Below are 15,666 nucleotides of genomic sequence, written 5' to 3'. Positions count from 1 at the left end.
ATTATTTTGTTATATTTACATTTTTAAACTGTTCTTTAGCAGCTTGAATAATACCAATAGCAGTTAAAATTAACAGTATAGCACCGATTACCATCGTTACTGGACTTATTGTGATTAATAAACCTAAAAAGCCGTCTAAATTGCTATAAAAATCGCCTAACGGCTTAAATAATAAAACAGTTACAATCATACAGCATAAAACACTAATAATAATACCTGTTTGATTACCTTTAACAAATGTAGAAGCATTAACCTGATCTACAAGGCCACGTGATAAATTTATCTGCAATTTAATAATTTTAAATAATACTGGTAAGTAGATAGCACCAATTGCCATTGGAAAACCTTTAATTGATAATAAGTTAATAATTACTGCAACTATCATGATATATTTCCATTGCTTACTTAACATATATAAATCTCCTTAAATCAATAATGCTTTAATCATACCATATTAACTTTTAACATGGCATTGCTTTTTTGTAACTCACACTACATTTAAATTTACATAACTGTAAATCTAATTTGATAAGCTAACAATGATATAAGGTTATTTAATTGTAAAATAATAATTAATATATAAAACCGAGACACTAATTAATGTCTCGGTTAGCTATATATTAATCATTAAGGTCAGAACGTACTTCAGCATCATGTGATTTATCTAATTTATCTTCATCATTTTCTTCTGAAATTTGTTCCATCTCTTTACCTAATTCAACAACATCATCGAAATCATCGACCATTTCATTCTCTGGCACTAAAGATTCGTTTGGTTGTTCATTTGAATTCTTATTTTTTGTCATTTGGATCACCTCACATTTGATTATGCAAAACGTGCTGTGAAATAATGTCTAACATCTTCAGGTAAACCTTCTGCAGCCGCTTCATCTAAAATTACATTAACCATGCGGTGAGCTTTTAAATCTGAAGGTTCAAAACTTGTTTTACCATTTTCTTCATAAAGTTTATGAACAATTTCTTTTTTCTCACTACCAGTAATGATTAAAATCACTTCACGTGCTGAGAAAAGGCCTTGCTTGATACTTACGTCTAAATTACCTTTTGTATCAATAGAAAGTACTTGTGTAACTAATTTGCCTTTATTTTCTTTAGTTTTAATCTTATCTTTGATAAACGATTCAGTGTCTTCACTAAATGATACATTATAAATTTGACCTTCTGGTACGCCTAATGCTTCAAAATAAGATTTCTTATCATCATAATCAAGTATATTAATTTGACTGAAATCTACAGCATTTTTATCTACATTTTTCTTCAATTCATCCAATACAGGAGCATTGTCATTAGCAAGGTGTACACCTGCGATAGTTGTTGGATTATTGTTAAATTGTTTTCTTAAAATATCTGCAGCATATTCAGCTACAACTCTTTCGTTTTCTAAAACTTTAAAGTTCATTGCCATAGTAATTACACTCCTCTTTTTCAATTAAGACGGTTCTAGCATTATTTTTATTAATACCCTACATAATGTTCCTATAAACCCATACTTTATTAAACTAAATGATGATTTGTCCAAATAGCCATTATAAGACTTATTATCATTATACAAAGCTTTTAGCATATTTTCATTCATTTCGATAAATATTAATGCAACTCCGGAAAATTCTGTTGTCTCAAAGCTTCATAAATTAGTAAAGAAGCAGTGTTAGAAAGGTTCAGCGATCTAATATTATCATTCATAGGTATACGAAGTGCAGTATCTGCATATTTTTCTTTTACCCAGTCAGGTAAGCCAGTTGTTTCTCGACCAAATATGAAAAAGTGGTCATGCTCAGTATTTGTAAAATCAAAGTCTGAATACGTTTTTTCTCCAAATTTTGTTAATAAATAATATGTTCCTTCAGTGGCTTCAAAAAATTCTTCTATACTTTCATGATACATAATATTTACAGTTTCCCAATAATCTAATCCTGCACGTTTTAACATTTTATCATCTGTACTAAATCCTAATGGTTTAATTAAATGTAAATTGGTATATGTTCCTGCACAAGTCCTTGCGATGCTACCAGTGTTACCTGGTATTTGTGGTTGAAATAATACGATATGGTTTGTCATGCTATTGTTCTCTCCTCATTTCTAATCCTTTTAACATTTCTTGTTGAACTTCTTCTAGTTCATTTTGGTATTGTTGTTCAATAAAGCTTCTAGCATTTTCTCCCTGTATTTGCCCAATTGCCCAATACGCTGTTCCCCTAATCATTGGACGAGGATCATTCAATGCAACATCTTGTAAATCAGGAATAGCACTTTCTTCTTTGAAATGTGCTAATGCTACTATTGCATTACGCTGAATAGGCTTTTTACCTCTCCAAGCACCTGCTAAATGACCATACGTATTTTTAAATTCTTTATTACTCATTTTTAGTAATGGCACTAATCTTGGTTTTAAAATTTCAGGCTCTAAGACAATATCATCATGCTGGGTGTTTATACCCTTATTTCTCGGACATACTTGCTGACAAGTATCACATCCGTATAGTCGATTACCTATTTTATAACGATATTCATCTGCTAGGTACCCTTTTGTTTGGGTTAAAAAGCTAATACATTTTTGACTATTTAGTTGACCATCTCCAACAAGTGCACCAGTCGGACAACGATCAACGCAAATGGTACAGTCTCCACAACTATCCAGTAATGGATCATCCGGTGCAAAAGGCACACTTACAAGCATTTCTCCTAAATATGTCCAGGTTCCTAGTTCAGGGTTGATTACAAAACCATTTCTACCAACATAACCTAAACCAGCACGCTCTGCCACAGCTCTATCTGACAATGCTCCAGTATCTACCATTGACTGAATTTCAACGCCCTCTACTCTATATCTCAAATAATCAGCTAGTTTATCCAAGCGTTTTCGCATAATAGAGTGATAGTCTTGCCCCCATGAAGCACGAGCAAACATACCTCTTCTATCTCCTCTAGTACTCTTAGGTGCGCCTTTTAATTTATTAGGATATCCTACCGCAATTGCGATAATAGACCGTGCTGTCGGTAATGTTAATGTCGGTTCAGTTCTTAACTCTATATCTGATTCTTCAAAACCTGATGCATAACCTTTAGCATGATAATCTACTAACTTTTGTTTCATTTCATCAAATGGATCAGCAGTAGTAAAACCTATACTATCGATACCTATCGTATGTGCATAGTCAATTACATCTTGTTTTAATTGATTTAAATCCATTTATTCTTACACCCCACATTAAAAACATACATCCTACAGTTTAACACATTATTTCGTGTTTAGAGTGTGCATAAATTCATTTTTTATTATCAAAAATAAAAACCAAGTAGTTAAGCAATTATATTGTCATAATTACTTTATCTACCTGGCCTTAATAAAAATTTATAATACTCTACTTAAGAAGTTTTTAGTTCTTTCATGTTGTTGTTGTTCAAATATTGCCTCAGGATTACCTGATTCAACGATAACCCCATCTGCCATAAATACTACTTTATCACTCACATCTCTAGCAAAATTCATTTCATGTGTTACAACAACCATTGTCATACCTTCTTTTGCTAGATCTTTCATAACTTTCAGAACATCACCAACTACTTCAGGGTCTAGTGCTGAAGTAGGTTCATCAAAGAGTAAAACTTCCGGATTCATCGCTAATGCTCTAGCAATAGCAACTCTCTGCTTTTGCCCACCTGATAATTGCGATGGATAAGCATCCGCTTTATCACTTAATCCTACTTTATCTAATAATTCCTGAGCTTGCTCCTTTAAATTACTTTGCTTGTCTTTTTTTAACAAACTTGGTGCTAAAATGATATTATCAATCACTTTTTTATGCGGGAATAAGTTAAAGTTTTGAAATACCATACCCATTTGTTGACGTAATTTTTCTAACTCTGTATTTTTACTTGTTAAGCTATGTTCTTTAAATATAACCTCACCACTTGTAGGTGTTTCTAATAAATTCATACAACGCAGTAATGTACTTTTCCCACTACCTGAAGGACCAATGATAGCTACAACTTCTCCTTGATTCACTGTCATATCAATACCTTTTAAAACTTCATTTTTCCCAAAAGTTTTATATAAATTTTTAATATTAATCACTAACTTTCATTCTCCCTTCAAAGAAATACATCACTCTAGATAGTGTGAATGTAAGTATAAAGTATAATACTGCTGCAACTAATAGTGGCGTGAATGGATCAAATGAAGCACCTTGAACTACTTGTGCATTAAACATAATTTCACTTACACCTATTACAGAAACAATTGATGACTCTTTAATAACAGTCACAAATTCATTTCCTAACGCTGGTAATATCTTTTTAATTGCTTGAGGCAATATAACTGTTTTCATAGTTTGACCGTATGTAAGCCCTAAACTACGTGCAGCTTCCGTTTGCCCTTTATCTACCGCATTGATTCCTGCTCTAATTATTTCGGCAATATACGCTGAACAGTTAATTACTAGCGCGATCATACCGCAAATTAAGGCTGATATATCTAAACCAAGCATCGCTGTGGTACCAAAATAGACTAAAAATACTTGTACTAACAATGGAGTACCTCTTAGGAATTCAATATAAGCTGAAGCTATCCATCTAAGTACTTTGATCTTACTAAGTTTTATTAATGCTATAATAGCTCCAAAAACTGTTCCTAATAACACACCAACAATTGAAATTAAAATAGTGTTTTGGATACCTTTCAAGAAAAAGTTACCATACTTACTAAAGAAGTTACCATCATCTTTTTTCATAGCTTCTGCAGCTGAGTCTTTATAGTCTGCAATTAAGTTTTTATCCTTAACCTCTTTAATACTAGTATTTAATTTTTCCATCAATTTAGGAGAGTTTTTTGGTGCAGCTATTGCTGTACTTTTAGTTCCTTCATTAAATTTCACTCCATCAGCAAAAGTTAGATCTTTATTTTGCTTTAAATAGGCTTCTGCAACTGGTCCTTCAATAACCATGCCGCTTACTTTTCCACTTTTTAATGACATAATTACTTCTGGAACTCTAGTAAGTGATTGAATTTGAGCATTTTCAATATCTGACTGAGCGATTTTTTCCTGTTGTGTCTGCTTTTGAACACCTATTTTTTTATTAGTAAAATCATCGATAGTTTTTAAATTATCAGCATCAGATTTTTTTATAATCATTTTTTGCTGAACGGTCATATATGGATCAGAAAAGTCTACTTCTTTTTTACGTTCTGGCGTAGGTGTCATACCAGAAATGATTAAATCTACTTTCCCAGTTTTAATAGCTCCCAGTAAACTATCAAATTGCATATTTACAATCTTTAATTTTAAACCATTGTCCTTTGCTACTTTTTTCGCTAATTCAATATCTATTCCCGCGTATTCAGACTTACCATTAACATTATGTTCAAATTCATAAGGTGCATAATCAGCTGACAAACCAACCCTTAACTCACCACGTTCTTTTATTTTTTCCCATTGATCGTCTTGCGTTTGTGCATGAGCTGTAGGGTTTATATAACTTATTATGGCACTAAGAATAATTATACATACCATAAAGCCTTTTAATATGTGTTTCATCTTTGTATCCCCTCTCTATAATATTAATTATTATACACAATAACGCAACATTATTCAATAATATTTTTTAAAATTATTGTTATATCGCATTTTCTTTTATGATAATAAATTATTATGCAATACTTATGTATAAAAAAACGGTTAGAAATCAAATGTTTGGTAATGATTTCTTAAACCGTTGTATTTAGCACTTAAAAGAGTGATATAACATATACTTATTTTTATCTTTTATATGCAAAATTTAGATAGTTAGTTATTTTGAGTTTGTAAAGTACGAAACGCCTATTGTCTTGGGATTTCGAATCTATAAATTTCATCAGAATATTTAGCAATGAATTTTTTGCATAATTCATGTACAAAAAATGCTGCTACAAAAGGTATGATAAAGTATCCAAAAATAAGTAGAATAATATTGGTCATCGGATCACCATCCATACGATTAAATGCATTTATTGGCCCTACAAGCCCTGTATATCCAAACCCTGCAGACATTGGTGTGCCATGTATACCTATGAAATAAGCAATTAAACCACCAATTATACCGTTTATAGTTAATGGAACTGCAATAATTAAATGTTTAAAATAAACCGGTATCATCATTTTTGCAGCACCGATTATTAGGACTAGATTCACCCCAACACTATTAACTCTAATTGAACCAAATAAGAACGTCACACATGCAGCAACTATACCCATATTTGCTGCACCACTTCCTAATCCAGATAAACCTATGGCAGTTGCAATAGCTACAACAGATATTGGTGTTACCATTAGTAATGAATAAGTGATACAAATTAATATCGACATTAACATTGGATTAAGTTCTGTAAATGAACTAACAACATGGCCTAAACCTTTAGTTACGTTTGATACATAACTTAACGTATATAAGCCAATCACACCACTAATAACAGGTATTAACACTGGTAAAATAATCATTTCTAATGAGCCGAGTTTATCGCGTAGTAATAAATATAAAAAACATGCAACAATAACGATGAGAACAGTATTTATAATATCACCAATACCATTTAACACAAATCCATCAGCTGTAATTTTCACAGCGCCACTACCTAACATAGCAGAAACACCTACCATAGCAGCTCCTGCACCATTAAACTTAAATTGATGTGCTGCTAAAACACCGATTATAAATGCCATAAACGACTGAATTAATACTACAAGTTGATATATTGATTCTAGTAATTGATTACCTTCTTTAAAGAACTTTAATAATTCTCCCAATAGCGCATTAGGTAGCAAAGCAATAACTACACCTGCACCAACAGCTTGTAAAATATTAGTAAAAAATTGTTTTCCGCTTGATTCTGAACTTTTATATTTAACCATTAAATTATGTCCTCCAAATATAACATTAGACTAATAATATTACACATTGTATTAAACTACAATATTAACTTAGACATAGTAATAATTAATTTTAAAGGTTTTACAAATATAGAAATTAACAAAAGTAACCTCTGTCTAATGGAAACAACAACATATAATTAAAATACAATTGTTAAACTAACTTCTCTATTTCTATATAAACTAAAAGAGAGTAAAAAAAAGAAACATCATTAAATGATGTTTCTTAAATGTTAGTTATTTTATTAGTACCGGCGGTCGGGATCGAACCGACACTCCAAAAAGGAACGGGATTTTGAGTCCCGCGCGTCTGCCAATTCCGCCACGCCGGCTCAATAGCTCATACGAGACTATTTATAAATTATCATTTATATCTGTAAATATTTTACAACTTCTAAATGGCATAAGTATATTATATTACTAACTACATTTGTCGTCAATAGATTTATTAAAAAAGCTGTAATTGCTTAGTTTAGGTACAATTTTTTTACATGTAAATTGTAATTTTTGTCACTATTTAACTTCAAAGCTAAAGTATATTTACTTATATAAATACTGTAATTTAAAGACCACTAAAATATTTAATATAAGAAATTATTAAAAGCTAATCTGTTATAACTTCATTCTCAACTTCATGAATCATTTGTGTAATTTGATTATATTCATTTAAAACAGCAACTTTTGGTGCATGTATAGAAAGCTCCTCTTCATTCAGCTGAACATAAGACATAATGATTACCACATCATCCACTTCAACTAATCTAGATGCAGCACCATTCAAACAAATCTTACCACTACCTCGTTCACCTTCAATCACATATGTTTCAAATCTCGCCCCATTATTATTATTTACAATAGCAACCTTTTCATTAGGTAATATGTCAACTGCTTCTAATAAATCTTTATCTATAGTAATACTTCCTACATAATTTAAGTTTGATTCCGTCACTCTCGCTCTATGAATTTTTCCATTCATCATTGTTCTAATCATTATATATAATCTCCTATCAAAAAGTATTTTTAATAGTGTATGCTATCTAAATTAATAGTACAAAACACTTTTGTAATTATTCATATTACCATATTATACAGATATTTCTACAAATATTGGAAGTTAAAATAAGGATATATACTAAGATAAAAAAAAACTTCCTACAAGGAAGAATAAATGGAGCGGAAGATAGGACTTACACCTATACCTCATTCCGGGAAGGAATGTGTTCTGAGAGTTGAACTACTCCCGCTTAAATATTAAATTATGGAGCGGAGGATAGGACTTACACCTATATCTCGTTCCGGGAAGGAACGTATTCTAAGAGTTGAAATACCCCCGCATAAGTAATAAATTATGGAGCGGAAGATAGGACTTACACCTATACCTCATTCCGGGAAGGAATGTGTTCTGAGAGTTGAACTACTCCCGCTTAAATATTAAATTATGGAGCGGAAGATAGGACTTACACCTATACCTCGTTCCGGGAAGGAACGGATTCTAAAAGTTGAAATACTCCCGCATTTTGATGAAGGCGGCAACCGGATTTGAACCGGTGATAAAGGTTTTGCAGACCTCTGCCTTACCACTTGGCTATGCCGCCAATAAAAAACTGGGCTAGCTGGATTCGAACCAGCGCGTGATGGAGTCAAAGTCCATTGCCTTACCGCTTGGCTATAGCCCATTAATATAAAGGGCGGATGATGGGAATCGAACCCACGAGTGTCGGAACCACAATCCGATGCGTTAACCACTTCGCCACAACCGCCATGGCAGGGGCAGTAGGAATCGAACCCACATCAAAGGTTTTGGAGACCTCTATTCTACCGTTGAAATATGCCCCTATTAAATTAAAAAATAAATGGTGGAGGGGGGCAGATTCGAACTGCCGAACCCGAAGGAGCGGATTTACAGTCCGCCGCGTTTAGCCACTTCGCTACCCCTCCTAAGAATGGTGCCGGCCAGAGGACTTGAACCCCCAACCTACTGATTACAAGTCAGTTGCTCTACCAGTTGAGCTAGGCCGGCTTGCATAAAATGGTTCAGGACAGAATCGAACTGCCGACACATGGAGCTTCAATCCATTGCTCTACCAACTGAGCTACTGAACCATAATTAAAAAATGGCGGTCCCGATGGGATTCGAACCCACGATCTCCTGCGTGACAGGCAGGCGTGTTAACCGCTACACTACGGGACCTTTTAAAATTGCGGGAGGCGGATTTGAACCACCGACCTTCGGGTTATGAGCCCGACGAGCTACCGAACTGCTCCATCCCGCGATAATAATATTAATGGCGGAGGAAGAGGGATTCGAACCCCCGCGGGCCGTTAAGCCCCTGTCGGTTTTCAAGACCGATCCCTTCAGCCGGACTTGGGTATTCCTCCACAAATATTAGCTAAAAATAAATTATATTAAATTATGATAAAAATGGCGGAGGAAGAGGGATTCGAACCCCCGCGAGCCGTTAAGCCCCTGTCGGTTTTCAAGACCGATCCCTTCAGCCGAACTTGGGTATTCCTCCAAAATTATATGGACCTTGCAGGATTCGAACCTGCGACCGAACGGTTATGAGCCGTTAGCTCTGACCAACTGAGCTAAAGGTCCTAAATATAATTTACAACTAATAATTAGTGGCGGTGGAGGGGATCGAACCCCCGACCTCACGGGTATGAACCGTGCGCTCTAGCCAGCTGAGCTACACCGCCGTTGTATTTAGGTTGTATTATTAAATATGGTGGAGACTAGCGGGATCGAACCGCTGACCTCCTGCGTGCAAAGCAGGCGCTCTCCCATCTGAGCTAAGCCCCCATATATATTAGGTTTATCGGGAAGACAGGATTCGAACCTGCGACCCCTTGGTCCCAAACCAAGTGCTCTACCAAGCTGAGCTACTTCCCGTAAATTAATGCGCCCAATAGGGGTCGAACCTATAACCTCTTGATTCGTAGTCAAGTACTCTATCCAGTTGAGCTATGGGCGCCTAATTTTATAGGATTATGCCGAGGACCGGAATCGAACCGGTACGGTGATCTCTCACCGCAGGATTTTAAGTCCTGTGCGTCTGCCAGTTCCGCCACCCCGGCAAAAATAATGGAGCAGAAGACGGGATTCGAACCCGCGACCCCGACCTTGGCAAGGTCGTATTCTACCGCTGAACTACTTCTGCATATGCGGGTGAAGGGAGTCGAACCCCCACGCCGTAAGGCGCTAGATCCTAAGTCTAGTGCGTCTGCCAATTCCGCCACACCCGCGATTTTTAAAATAATGGTGAGCCATAGTGGGCTCGAACCACTGACCCTCTGATTAAAAGTCAGATGCTCTACCAACTGAGCTAATGGCTCATCAAAATGGTGCCGGCCAGAGGACTTGAACCCCCAACCTACTGATTACAAGTCAGTTGCTCTACCAGTTGAGCTAGGCCGGCTATTAAAAGAATAAATGGTGGAGGATGACGGGTTCGAACCGCCGACCCTCTGCTTGTAAGGCAGATGCTCTCCCAGCTGAGCTAATCCTCCATATAAATTGCCTGGCAACGTCCTACTCTTGCGGAACGTAAGTCCGACTACCATCGGCGCTAAAGAGCTTAACTTCTGTGTTCGGCATGGGAACAGGTGTGACCTCTTTGCCATTGTCACCAGACAATGAAATGTATGAAATTATACATTCAAAACTAGATAGTAAGTAAAATATGATTCAATCAAAACAAAACATTTTAAATTTGATTAAGTCTTCGATCGATTAGTATTCGTCAGCTCCACATATCGCTATGCTTCCACCTCGAACCTATTAACCTCATCATCTTTGAGGGATCTTATAACCGAAGTTGGGAAATCTCATCTTGAGGGGGGCTTCATGCTTAGATGCTTTCAGCACTTATCCCGTCCATACATAGCTACCCAGCGATGCCGTTGGCACGACAACTGGTACACCAGAGGTATGTCCATCCCGGTCCTCTCGTACTAAGGACAGCTCCTCTCAAATTTCCTACGCCCACGACGGATAGGGACCGAACTGTCTCACGACGTTCTGAACCCAGCTCGCGTACCGCTTTAATGGGCGAACAGCCCAACCCTTGGGACCGACTACAGCCCCAGGATGCGATGAGCCGACATCGAGGTGCCAAACCTCCCCGTCGATGTGAACTCTTGGGGGAGATAAGCCTGTTATCCCCGGGGTAGCTTTTATCCGTTGAGCGATGGCCCTTCCATGCGGAACCACCGGATCACTAAGTCCGTCTTTCGACCCTGCTCGACTTGTAAGTCTCGCAGTCAAGCTTCCTTATGCCTTTACACTCTATGAATGATTTCCAACCATTCTGAGGAAACCTTTGAGCGCCTCCGTTACTCTTTAGGAGGCGACCGCCCCAGTCAAACTGCCCATCTGACACTGTCTCCCACCATGATAAATGGTGCGGGTTAGAAATCCAACACAGCGAGGGTAGTATCCCACCAACGCCTCCACGTAAGCTAGCGCTCACGCATCTCAGGCTCCTACCTATCCTGTACAAGCTGTGCCGAATTTCAATATCAGACTACAGTAAAGCTCCACGGGGTCTTTCCGTCCTGTCGCGGGTAACCTGCATCTTCACAGGTACTATGATTTCACCGAGTCTCTCGTTGAGACAGTGCCCAAATCGTTACGCCTTTCGTGCGGGTCGGAACTTACCCGACAAGGAATTTCGCTACCTTAGGACCGTTATAGTTACGGCCGCCGTTTACTGGGGCTTCGATTCGTAGCTTCGCAGAAGCTAACCACTCCTCTTAACCTTCCAGCACCGGGCAGGCGTCAGCCCCTATACATCACCTTACGGTTTAGCAGAGACCTGTGTTTTTGATAAACAGTCGCTTGGGCCTATTCACTGCGGCTCTCCTGGGCGTTAACCCTAAAGAGCACCCCTTCTCCCGAAGTTACGGGGTCATTTTGCCGAGTTCCTTAACGAGAGTTCGCTCGCTCACCTTAGAATTCTCATCTTGACTACCTGTGTCGGTTTGCGGTACGGGCACCACAATTCTAGCTAGAGGCTTTTCTTGGCAGTGTGAAATCAACGACTCGAGGAAACAATTTCCTCTCCCCATCACAGCTTGACCTTAAGAGTGCCGGATTTGCCTAACACTCAGTCTTACTGCTTGGACGTACAATCCAATAGTACGCTTCGCCTATCCTACTGCGTCCCCCCATCGCTTAAAACGAATTATGGTGGTACAGGAATATCAACCTGTTATCCATCGCCTACGCCTATCGGCCTCAGCTTAGGACCCGACTAACCCAGAGCGGACGAGCCTTCCTCTGGAAACCTTAGTCAATCGGTGGACGGGATTCTCACCCGTCTTTCGCTACTCACACCGGCATTCTCACTTCTAAGCGCTCCACATGTCCTTGCGATCATGCTTCAACGCCCTTAGAACGCTCTCCTACCATTGTCCTTACGGACAATCCACAGCTTCGGTAATATGTTTAGCCCCGGTACATTTTCGGCGCAGTGTCACTCGACTAGTGAGCTATTACGCACTCTTTAAATGATGGCTGCTTCTAAGCCAACATCCTAGTTGTCTGGGCAACGCCACATCCTTTTCCACTTAACATATATTTTGGGACCTTAGCTGGTGGTCTGGGCTGTTTCCCTTTCGAACACGGACCTTATCACCCGCGTTCTAACTCCCAAGTTAAATTGATTGGCATTCGGAGTTTGTCTGAATTCGGTAACCCGATAAGGGCCCCTCGTCCAAACAGTGCTCTACCTCCAATAATCATCACTTGAGGCTAGCCCTAAAGCTATTTCGGAGAGAACCAGCTATCTCCAGGTTCGATTGGAATTTCTCCGCTACCCACAACTCATCCGCTCACTTTTCAACGTAAGTCGGTTCGGTCCTCCATTCAGTGTTACCTGAACTTCAACCTGGTCATGGGTAGATCACCTGGTTTCGGGTCTACGACCAAATACTCAACGCCCTATTCAGACTCGCTTTCGCTACGGCTCCACATTCACTGCTTAACCTTGCATCAAATCGTAACTCGCCGGTTCATTCTACAAAAGGCACGCCATCACCCATTAACGGGCTCTGACTACTTGTAAGCACACGGTTTCAAGTTCTATTTCACTCCCCTTCCGGGGTACTTTTCACCTTTCCCTCACGGTACTGGTTCACTATCGGTCACTAGAGAGTATTTAGCCTTGGGAGATGGTCCTCCCGGATTCCGACGGAATTTCTCGTGTTCCGTCGTACTCAGGATCCACTCAAGAGTGAATAAACTTTCGACTACAGGATTATTACCTTCTTTGATTCATCTTTCCAGATGATTCGTCTAGTTTATTCTTTTGTAACTCCGTATAGAGTGTCCTACAACCCCAACAAGCAAGCTCGTTGGTTTGGGCTCTTCCCGTTTCGCTCGCCGCTACTCAGGGAATCGATTTTTCTTTCTCTTCCTGCGGGTACTAAGATGTTTCAGTTCTCCGCGTCTACCTTCAGATATGCTATGTATTCACATATCGATAACATGACATGACTCATGCTGGGTTTCCCCATTCGGAAATCTCTGGATCAAAGCTTACTTACAGCTCCCCAAAGCATATCGTCGTTAGTAACGTCCTTCATCGGCTTCTAGTGCCAAGGCATCCACCGTGCGCCCTTAATAACTTAATCTTTTTTGACTTTCAACACGAACAAGTCGGTTGAAAACCCAAAATGTTATTAATCTGTGAGTGTTCTTTCGAACACTAGCGATTATTTCTTTTTGAATTCAAAGCTTGTTAAAAACTCTAATTCACTCGGTTTTGCTTGGTAAAATCATAAATTTTACTTACTTATCTAGTTTTCAATGTACAAATTTTATTTTATGGTGGAGACTAGCGGGATCGAACCGCTGACCTCCTGCGTGCAAAGCAGGCGCTCTCCCATCTGAGCTAAGCCCCCATAAAAATATTCAAATCTAATGGTGGGCCTAAGTGGACTCGAACCACCGACCTCACGCTTATCAGGCGTGCGCTCTAACCAGCTGAGCTATAGGCCCATTCCGATATGAATACTCTAATGAGCATTCAAAACTGAATACAATATGTCAATGTTATTCCTATTTCATCTTCGTAAGAAGATGTTTCCGAATATATCCTTAGAAAGGAGGTGATCCAGCCGCACCTTCCGATACGGCTACCTTGTTACGACTTCACCCCAATCATTTGTCCCACCTTCGACGGCTAGCTCCATAAATGGTTACTCCACCGGCTTCGGGTGTTACAAACTCTCGTGGTGTGACGGGCGGTGTGTACAAGACCCGGGAACGTATTCACCGTAGCATGCTGATCTACGATTACTAGCGATTCCAGCTTCATGTAGTCGAGTTGCAGACTACAATCCGAACTGAGAACAACTTTATGGGATTTGCATGACCTCACGGTTTAGCTGCCCTTTGTATTGTCCATTGTAGCACGTGTGTAGCCCAAATCATAAGGGGCATGATGATTTGACGTCATCCCCACCTTCCTCCGGTTTGTCACCGGCAGTCAACCTAGAGTGCCCAACTTAATGATGGCAACTAAGCTTAAGGGTTGCGCTCGTTGCGGGACTTAACCCAACATCTCACGACACGAGCTGACGACAACCATGCACCACCTGTCACTTTGTCCCCCGAAGGGGAAGGCTCTATCTCTAGAGTTTTCAAAGGATGTCAAGATTTGGTAAGGTTCTTCGCGTTGCTTCGAATTAAACCACATGCTCCACCGCTTGTGCGGGTCCCCGTCAATTCCTTTGAGTTTCAACCTTGCGGTCGTACTCCCCAGGCGGAGTGCTTAATGCGTTAGCTGCAGCACTAAGGGGCGGAAACCCCCTAACACTTAGCACTCATCGTTTACGGCGTGGACTACCAGGGTATCTAATCCTGTTTGATCCCCACGCTTTCGCACATCAGCGTCAGTTACAGACCAGAAAGTCGCCTTCGCCACTGGTGTTCCTCCATATCTCTGCGCATTTCACCGCTACACATGGAATTCCACTTTCCTCTTCTGCACTCAAGTTTCCCAGTTTCCAATGACCCTCCACGGTTGAGCCGTGGGCTTTCACATCAGACTTAAGAAACCGCCTACGCGCGCTTTACGCCCAATAATTCCGGATAACGCTTGCCACCTACGTATTACCGCGGCTGCTGGCACGTAGTTAGCCGTGGCTTTCTGATTAGGTACCGTCAAGATGTGCACAGTTACTTACACATTTGTTCTTCCCTAATAACAGAGTTTTACGAGCCGAAACCCTTCATCACTCACGCGGCGTTGCTCCGTCAGGCTTTCGCCCATTGCGGAAGATTCCCTACTGCTGCCTCCCGTAGGAGTCTGGACCGTGTCTCAGTTCCAGTGTGGCCGATCACCCTCTCAGGTCGGCTACGTATCGTCGCCTTGGTAAGCCGTTACCTTACCAACTAGCTAATACGGCGCGGGTCCATCTATAAGTGATAGCAAAACCATCTTTCACTTTAGAACCATGCGGTTCTAAATGTTATCCGGTATTAGCTCCGGTTTCCCGAAGTTATCCCAATCTTATAGGTAGGTTACCCACGTGTTACTCACCCGTCCGCCGCTAACTTCAAAGGAGCAAGCTCCTTATCTGTTCGCTCGACTTGCATGTATTAGGCACGCCGCCAGCGTTCATCCTGAGCCAGGATCAAACTCTCCATAAATGAATTATGATGTTTGATTAGCTCATAAAATACTAATTTGTGTTATCTCTAACACTTGTTTTGAACCAACAATTTAATGTTGTG

At 39.5% G+C, this 15,666-nt stretch carries 9 protein-coding genes, 27 tRNA genes and 3 rRNA genes; all 39 read right to left on the bottom strand.

Translation table 11 applies throughout. The features are described 5' to 3' along the window. Nucleotide 1: 1 nt before the first annotated feature. Complete coding sequence (locus ACM591_RS06205; RefSeq protein ID WP_029376883.1) at nt 2-412, bottom strand: hypothetical protein; 411 nt, start codon at nt 410-412, stop codon at nt 2-4. Between the two features lie 208 nt (nt 413-620). Then, complete coding sequence (locus tag ACM591_RS06200) at nt 621-806, bottom strand: SAS053 family DNA gyrase inhibitor (RefSeq protein WP_029376882.1); 186 nt, start codon at nt 804-806, stop codon at nt 621-623. Between the two features lie 20 nt (nt 807-826). Next, nucleotides 827-1,426, bottom strand: coding sequence for a 6-phosphogluconolactonase (locus tag ACM591_RS06195; protein ID WP_029376881.1), 600 nt, complete (start codon nt 1,424-1,426; stop codon nt 827-829). A gap of 182 nt (nt 1,427-1,608) precedes the next feature. Continuing rightward, on the bottom strand, nt 1,609-2,079 hold the full coding sequence (gene trmL, locus ACM591_RS06190; RefSeq protein WP_029376880.1) for a tRNA (uridine(34)/cytosine(34)/5-carboxymethylaminomethyluridine(34)-2'-O)-methyltransferase TrmL: 471 nt from the start codon (nt 2,077-2,079) through the stop codon (nt 1,609-1,611). A gap of 1 nt (nt 2,080) precedes the next feature. Further along, nucleotides 2,081-3,211, bottom strand: coding sequence for a tRNA epoxyqueuosine(34) reductase QueG (gene queG, locus ACM591_RS06185; RefSeq protein WP_029376879.1), 1,131 nt, complete (start codon nt 3,209-3,211; stop codon nt 2,081-2,083). Nucleotides 3,212-3,373: 162 nt separating this feature from the next. Then, nucleotides 3,374-4,096, bottom strand: a complete 723-nt coding sequence (locus ACM591_RS06180) for an amino acid ABC transporter ATP-binding protein (RefSeq protein ID WP_029376878.1) — start codon at nt 4,094-4,096, stop codon at nt 3,374-3,376. Further along, nucleotides 4,089-5,555: an ABC transporter substrate-binding protein/permease gene (locus tag ACM591_RS06175; protein ID WP_029376877.1), complete on the bottom strand. Its 1,467-nt coding sequence runs from the start codon at nt 5,553-5,555 to the stop codon at nt 4,089-4,091. Before ACM591_RS06175 ends, ACM591_RS06180 begins: the two co-directional genes overlap by 8 nt. Nucleotides 5,556-5,837: 282 nt before the next feature. After that, complete coding sequence (locus ACM591_RS06170; RefSeq protein WP_326025856.1) at nt 5,838-6,905, bottom strand: PTS transporter subunit IIC; 1,068 nt, start codon at nt 6,903-6,905, stop codon at nt 5,838-5,840. Nucleotides 6,906-7,172: 267 nt separating this feature from the next. Beyond that, nucleotides 7,173-7,255 (bottom strand) — tRNA-Leu (locus ACM591_RS06165). Between the two features lie 272 nt (nt 7,256-7,527). Continuing rightward, the gene (gene panD / locus ACM591_RS06160) at nt 7,528-7,914 is read right to left on the bottom strand and encodes an aspartate 1-decarboxylase (RefSeq protein WP_029376875.1); all 387 of its coding nucleotides are present in this window, start codon (nt 7,912-7,914) and stop codon (nt 7,528-7,530) included. Between the two features lie 178 nt (nt 7,915-8,092). Further along, nucleotides 8,093-8,167: transfer RNA gene (locus ACM591_RS06155), tRNA-Gly, on the bottom strand. A 105-nt stretch (nt 8,168-8,272) separates the two neighbouring features. Continuing rightward, nucleotides 8,273-8,347: transfer RNA gene (locus tag ACM591_RS06150), tRNA-Gly, on the bottom strand. 100 nt (nt 8,348-8,447) lie between these two features. Then, nucleotides 8,448-8,518: transfer RNA gene (locus ACM591_RS06145), tRNA-Cys, on the bottom strand. Between the two features lie 9 nt (nt 8,519-8,527). Next, nucleotides 8,528-8,599 (bottom strand) — tRNA-Gln (locus ACM591_RS06140). 11 nt (nt 8,600-8,610) lie between these two features. Beyond that, nucleotides 8,611-8,683 (bottom strand) — tRNA-His (locus tag ACM591_RS06135). 2 nt (nt 8,684-8,685) lie between these two features. After that, nucleotides 8,686-8,759: transfer RNA gene (locus ACM591_RS06130), tRNA-Trp, on the bottom strand. Between the two features lie 18 nt (nt 8,760-8,777). Continuing rightward, nucleotides 8,778-8,861, bottom strand: a tRNA-Tyr gene (locus tag ACM591_RS06125). Between the two features lie 6 nt (nt 8,862-8,867). Beyond that, nucleotides 8,868-8,943 (bottom strand) — tRNA-Thr (locus ACM591_RS06120). Between the two features lie 10 nt (nt 8,944-8,953). Further along, nucleotides 8,954-9,026, bottom strand: a tRNA-Phe gene (locus ACM591_RS06115). 12 nt (nt 9,027-9,038) lie between these two features. Then, nucleotides 9,039-9,114, bottom strand: a tRNA-Asp gene (locus ACM591_RS06110). A gap of 8 nt (nt 9,115-9,122) precedes the next feature. After that, a tRNA-Met gene (locus ACM591_RS06105) sits at nt 9,123-9,196 on the bottom strand. 13 nt (nt 9,197-9,209) lie between these two features. Beyond that, nucleotides 9,210-9,302 (bottom strand) — tRNA-Ser (locus ACM591_RS06100). Between the two features lie 44 nt (nt 9,303-9,346). Continuing rightward, nucleotides 9,347-9,439 (bottom strand) — tRNA-Ser (locus tag ACM591_RS06095). A 9-nt stretch (nt 9,440-9,448) separates the two neighbouring features. Then, a tRNA-Ile gene (locus ACM591_RS06090) sits at nt 9,449-9,522 on the bottom strand. 27 nt (nt 9,523-9,549) lie between these two features. Then, nucleotides 9,550-9,623 (bottom strand) — tRNA-Met (locus ACM591_RS06085). A gap of 27 nt (nt 9,624-9,650) precedes the next feature. After that, nucleotides 9,651-9,726 (bottom strand) — tRNA-Ala (locus ACM591_RS06080). Nucleotides 9,727-9,742: 16 nt separating this feature from the next. Beyond that, nucleotides 9,743-9,816, bottom strand: a tRNA-Pro gene (locus ACM591_RS06075). Between the two features lie 8 nt (nt 9,817-9,824). Next, a tRNA-Arg gene (locus ACM591_RS06070) sits at nt 9,825-9,898 on the bottom strand. A 17-nt stretch (nt 9,899-9,915) separates the two neighbouring features. Further along, nucleotides 9,916-10,001, bottom strand: a tRNA-Leu gene (locus ACM591_RS06065). Nucleotides 10,002-10,009: 8 nt separating this feature from the next. Beyond that, nucleotides 10,010-10,084 (bottom strand) — tRNA-Gly (locus ACM591_RS06060). A 3-nt stretch (nt 10,085-10,087) separates the two neighbouring features. Then, nucleotides 10,088-10,169: transfer RNA gene (locus tag ACM591_RS06055), tRNA-Leu, on the bottom strand. Nucleotides 10,170-10,183: 14 nt separating this feature from the next. Continuing rightward, nucleotides 10,184-10,259, bottom strand: a tRNA-Lys gene (locus tag ACM591_RS06050). 7 nt (nt 10,260-10,266) lie between these two features. Beyond that, nucleotides 10,267-10,342 (bottom strand) — tRNA-Thr (locus tag ACM591_RS06045). A 15-nt stretch (nt 10,343-10,357) separates the two neighbouring features. After that, nucleotides 10,358-10,433, bottom strand: a tRNA-Val gene (locus tag ACM591_RS06040). Between the two features lie 9 nt (nt 10,434-10,442). Further along, nucleotides 10,443-10,557 (bottom strand): 5S ribosomal RNA (rrf, locus tag ACM591_RS06035). Nucleotides 10,558-10,636: 79 nt separating this feature from the next. Next, nucleotides 10,637-13,559, bottom strand: a 23S ribosomal RNA gene (locus ACM591_RS06030). A 194-nt stretch (nt 13,560-13,753) separates the two neighbouring features. Next, nucleotides 13,754-13,829, bottom strand: a tRNA-Ala gene (locus tag ACM591_RS06025). Between the two features lie 20 nt (nt 13,830-13,849). After that, nucleotides 13,850-13,926: transfer RNA gene (locus ACM591_RS06020), tRNA-Ile, on the bottom strand. A gap of 103 nt (nt 13,927-14,029) precedes the next feature. Next, nucleotides 14,030-15,582, bottom strand: a 16S ribosomal RNA gene (locus ACM591_RS06015). Together the 16S, 23S and 5S rRNA genes with 26 tRNA genes alongside form the textbook arrangement of a ribosomal RNA operon. Nucleotides 15,583-15,666 lie beyond the last annotated feature (84 nt).

Origin of the sequence: Staphylococcus sp. Ze2, assembly GCF_048568365.1 — a bacterium.
Taxonomy (GTDB): domain Bacteria; phylum Bacillota; class Bacilli; order Staphylococcales; family Staphylococcaceae; genus Staphylococcus; species Staphylococcus xylosus.
Note: the sequence above shows the minus strand (reverse complement) of the source record. Positions and strands in the feature narration are given on the sequence as shown.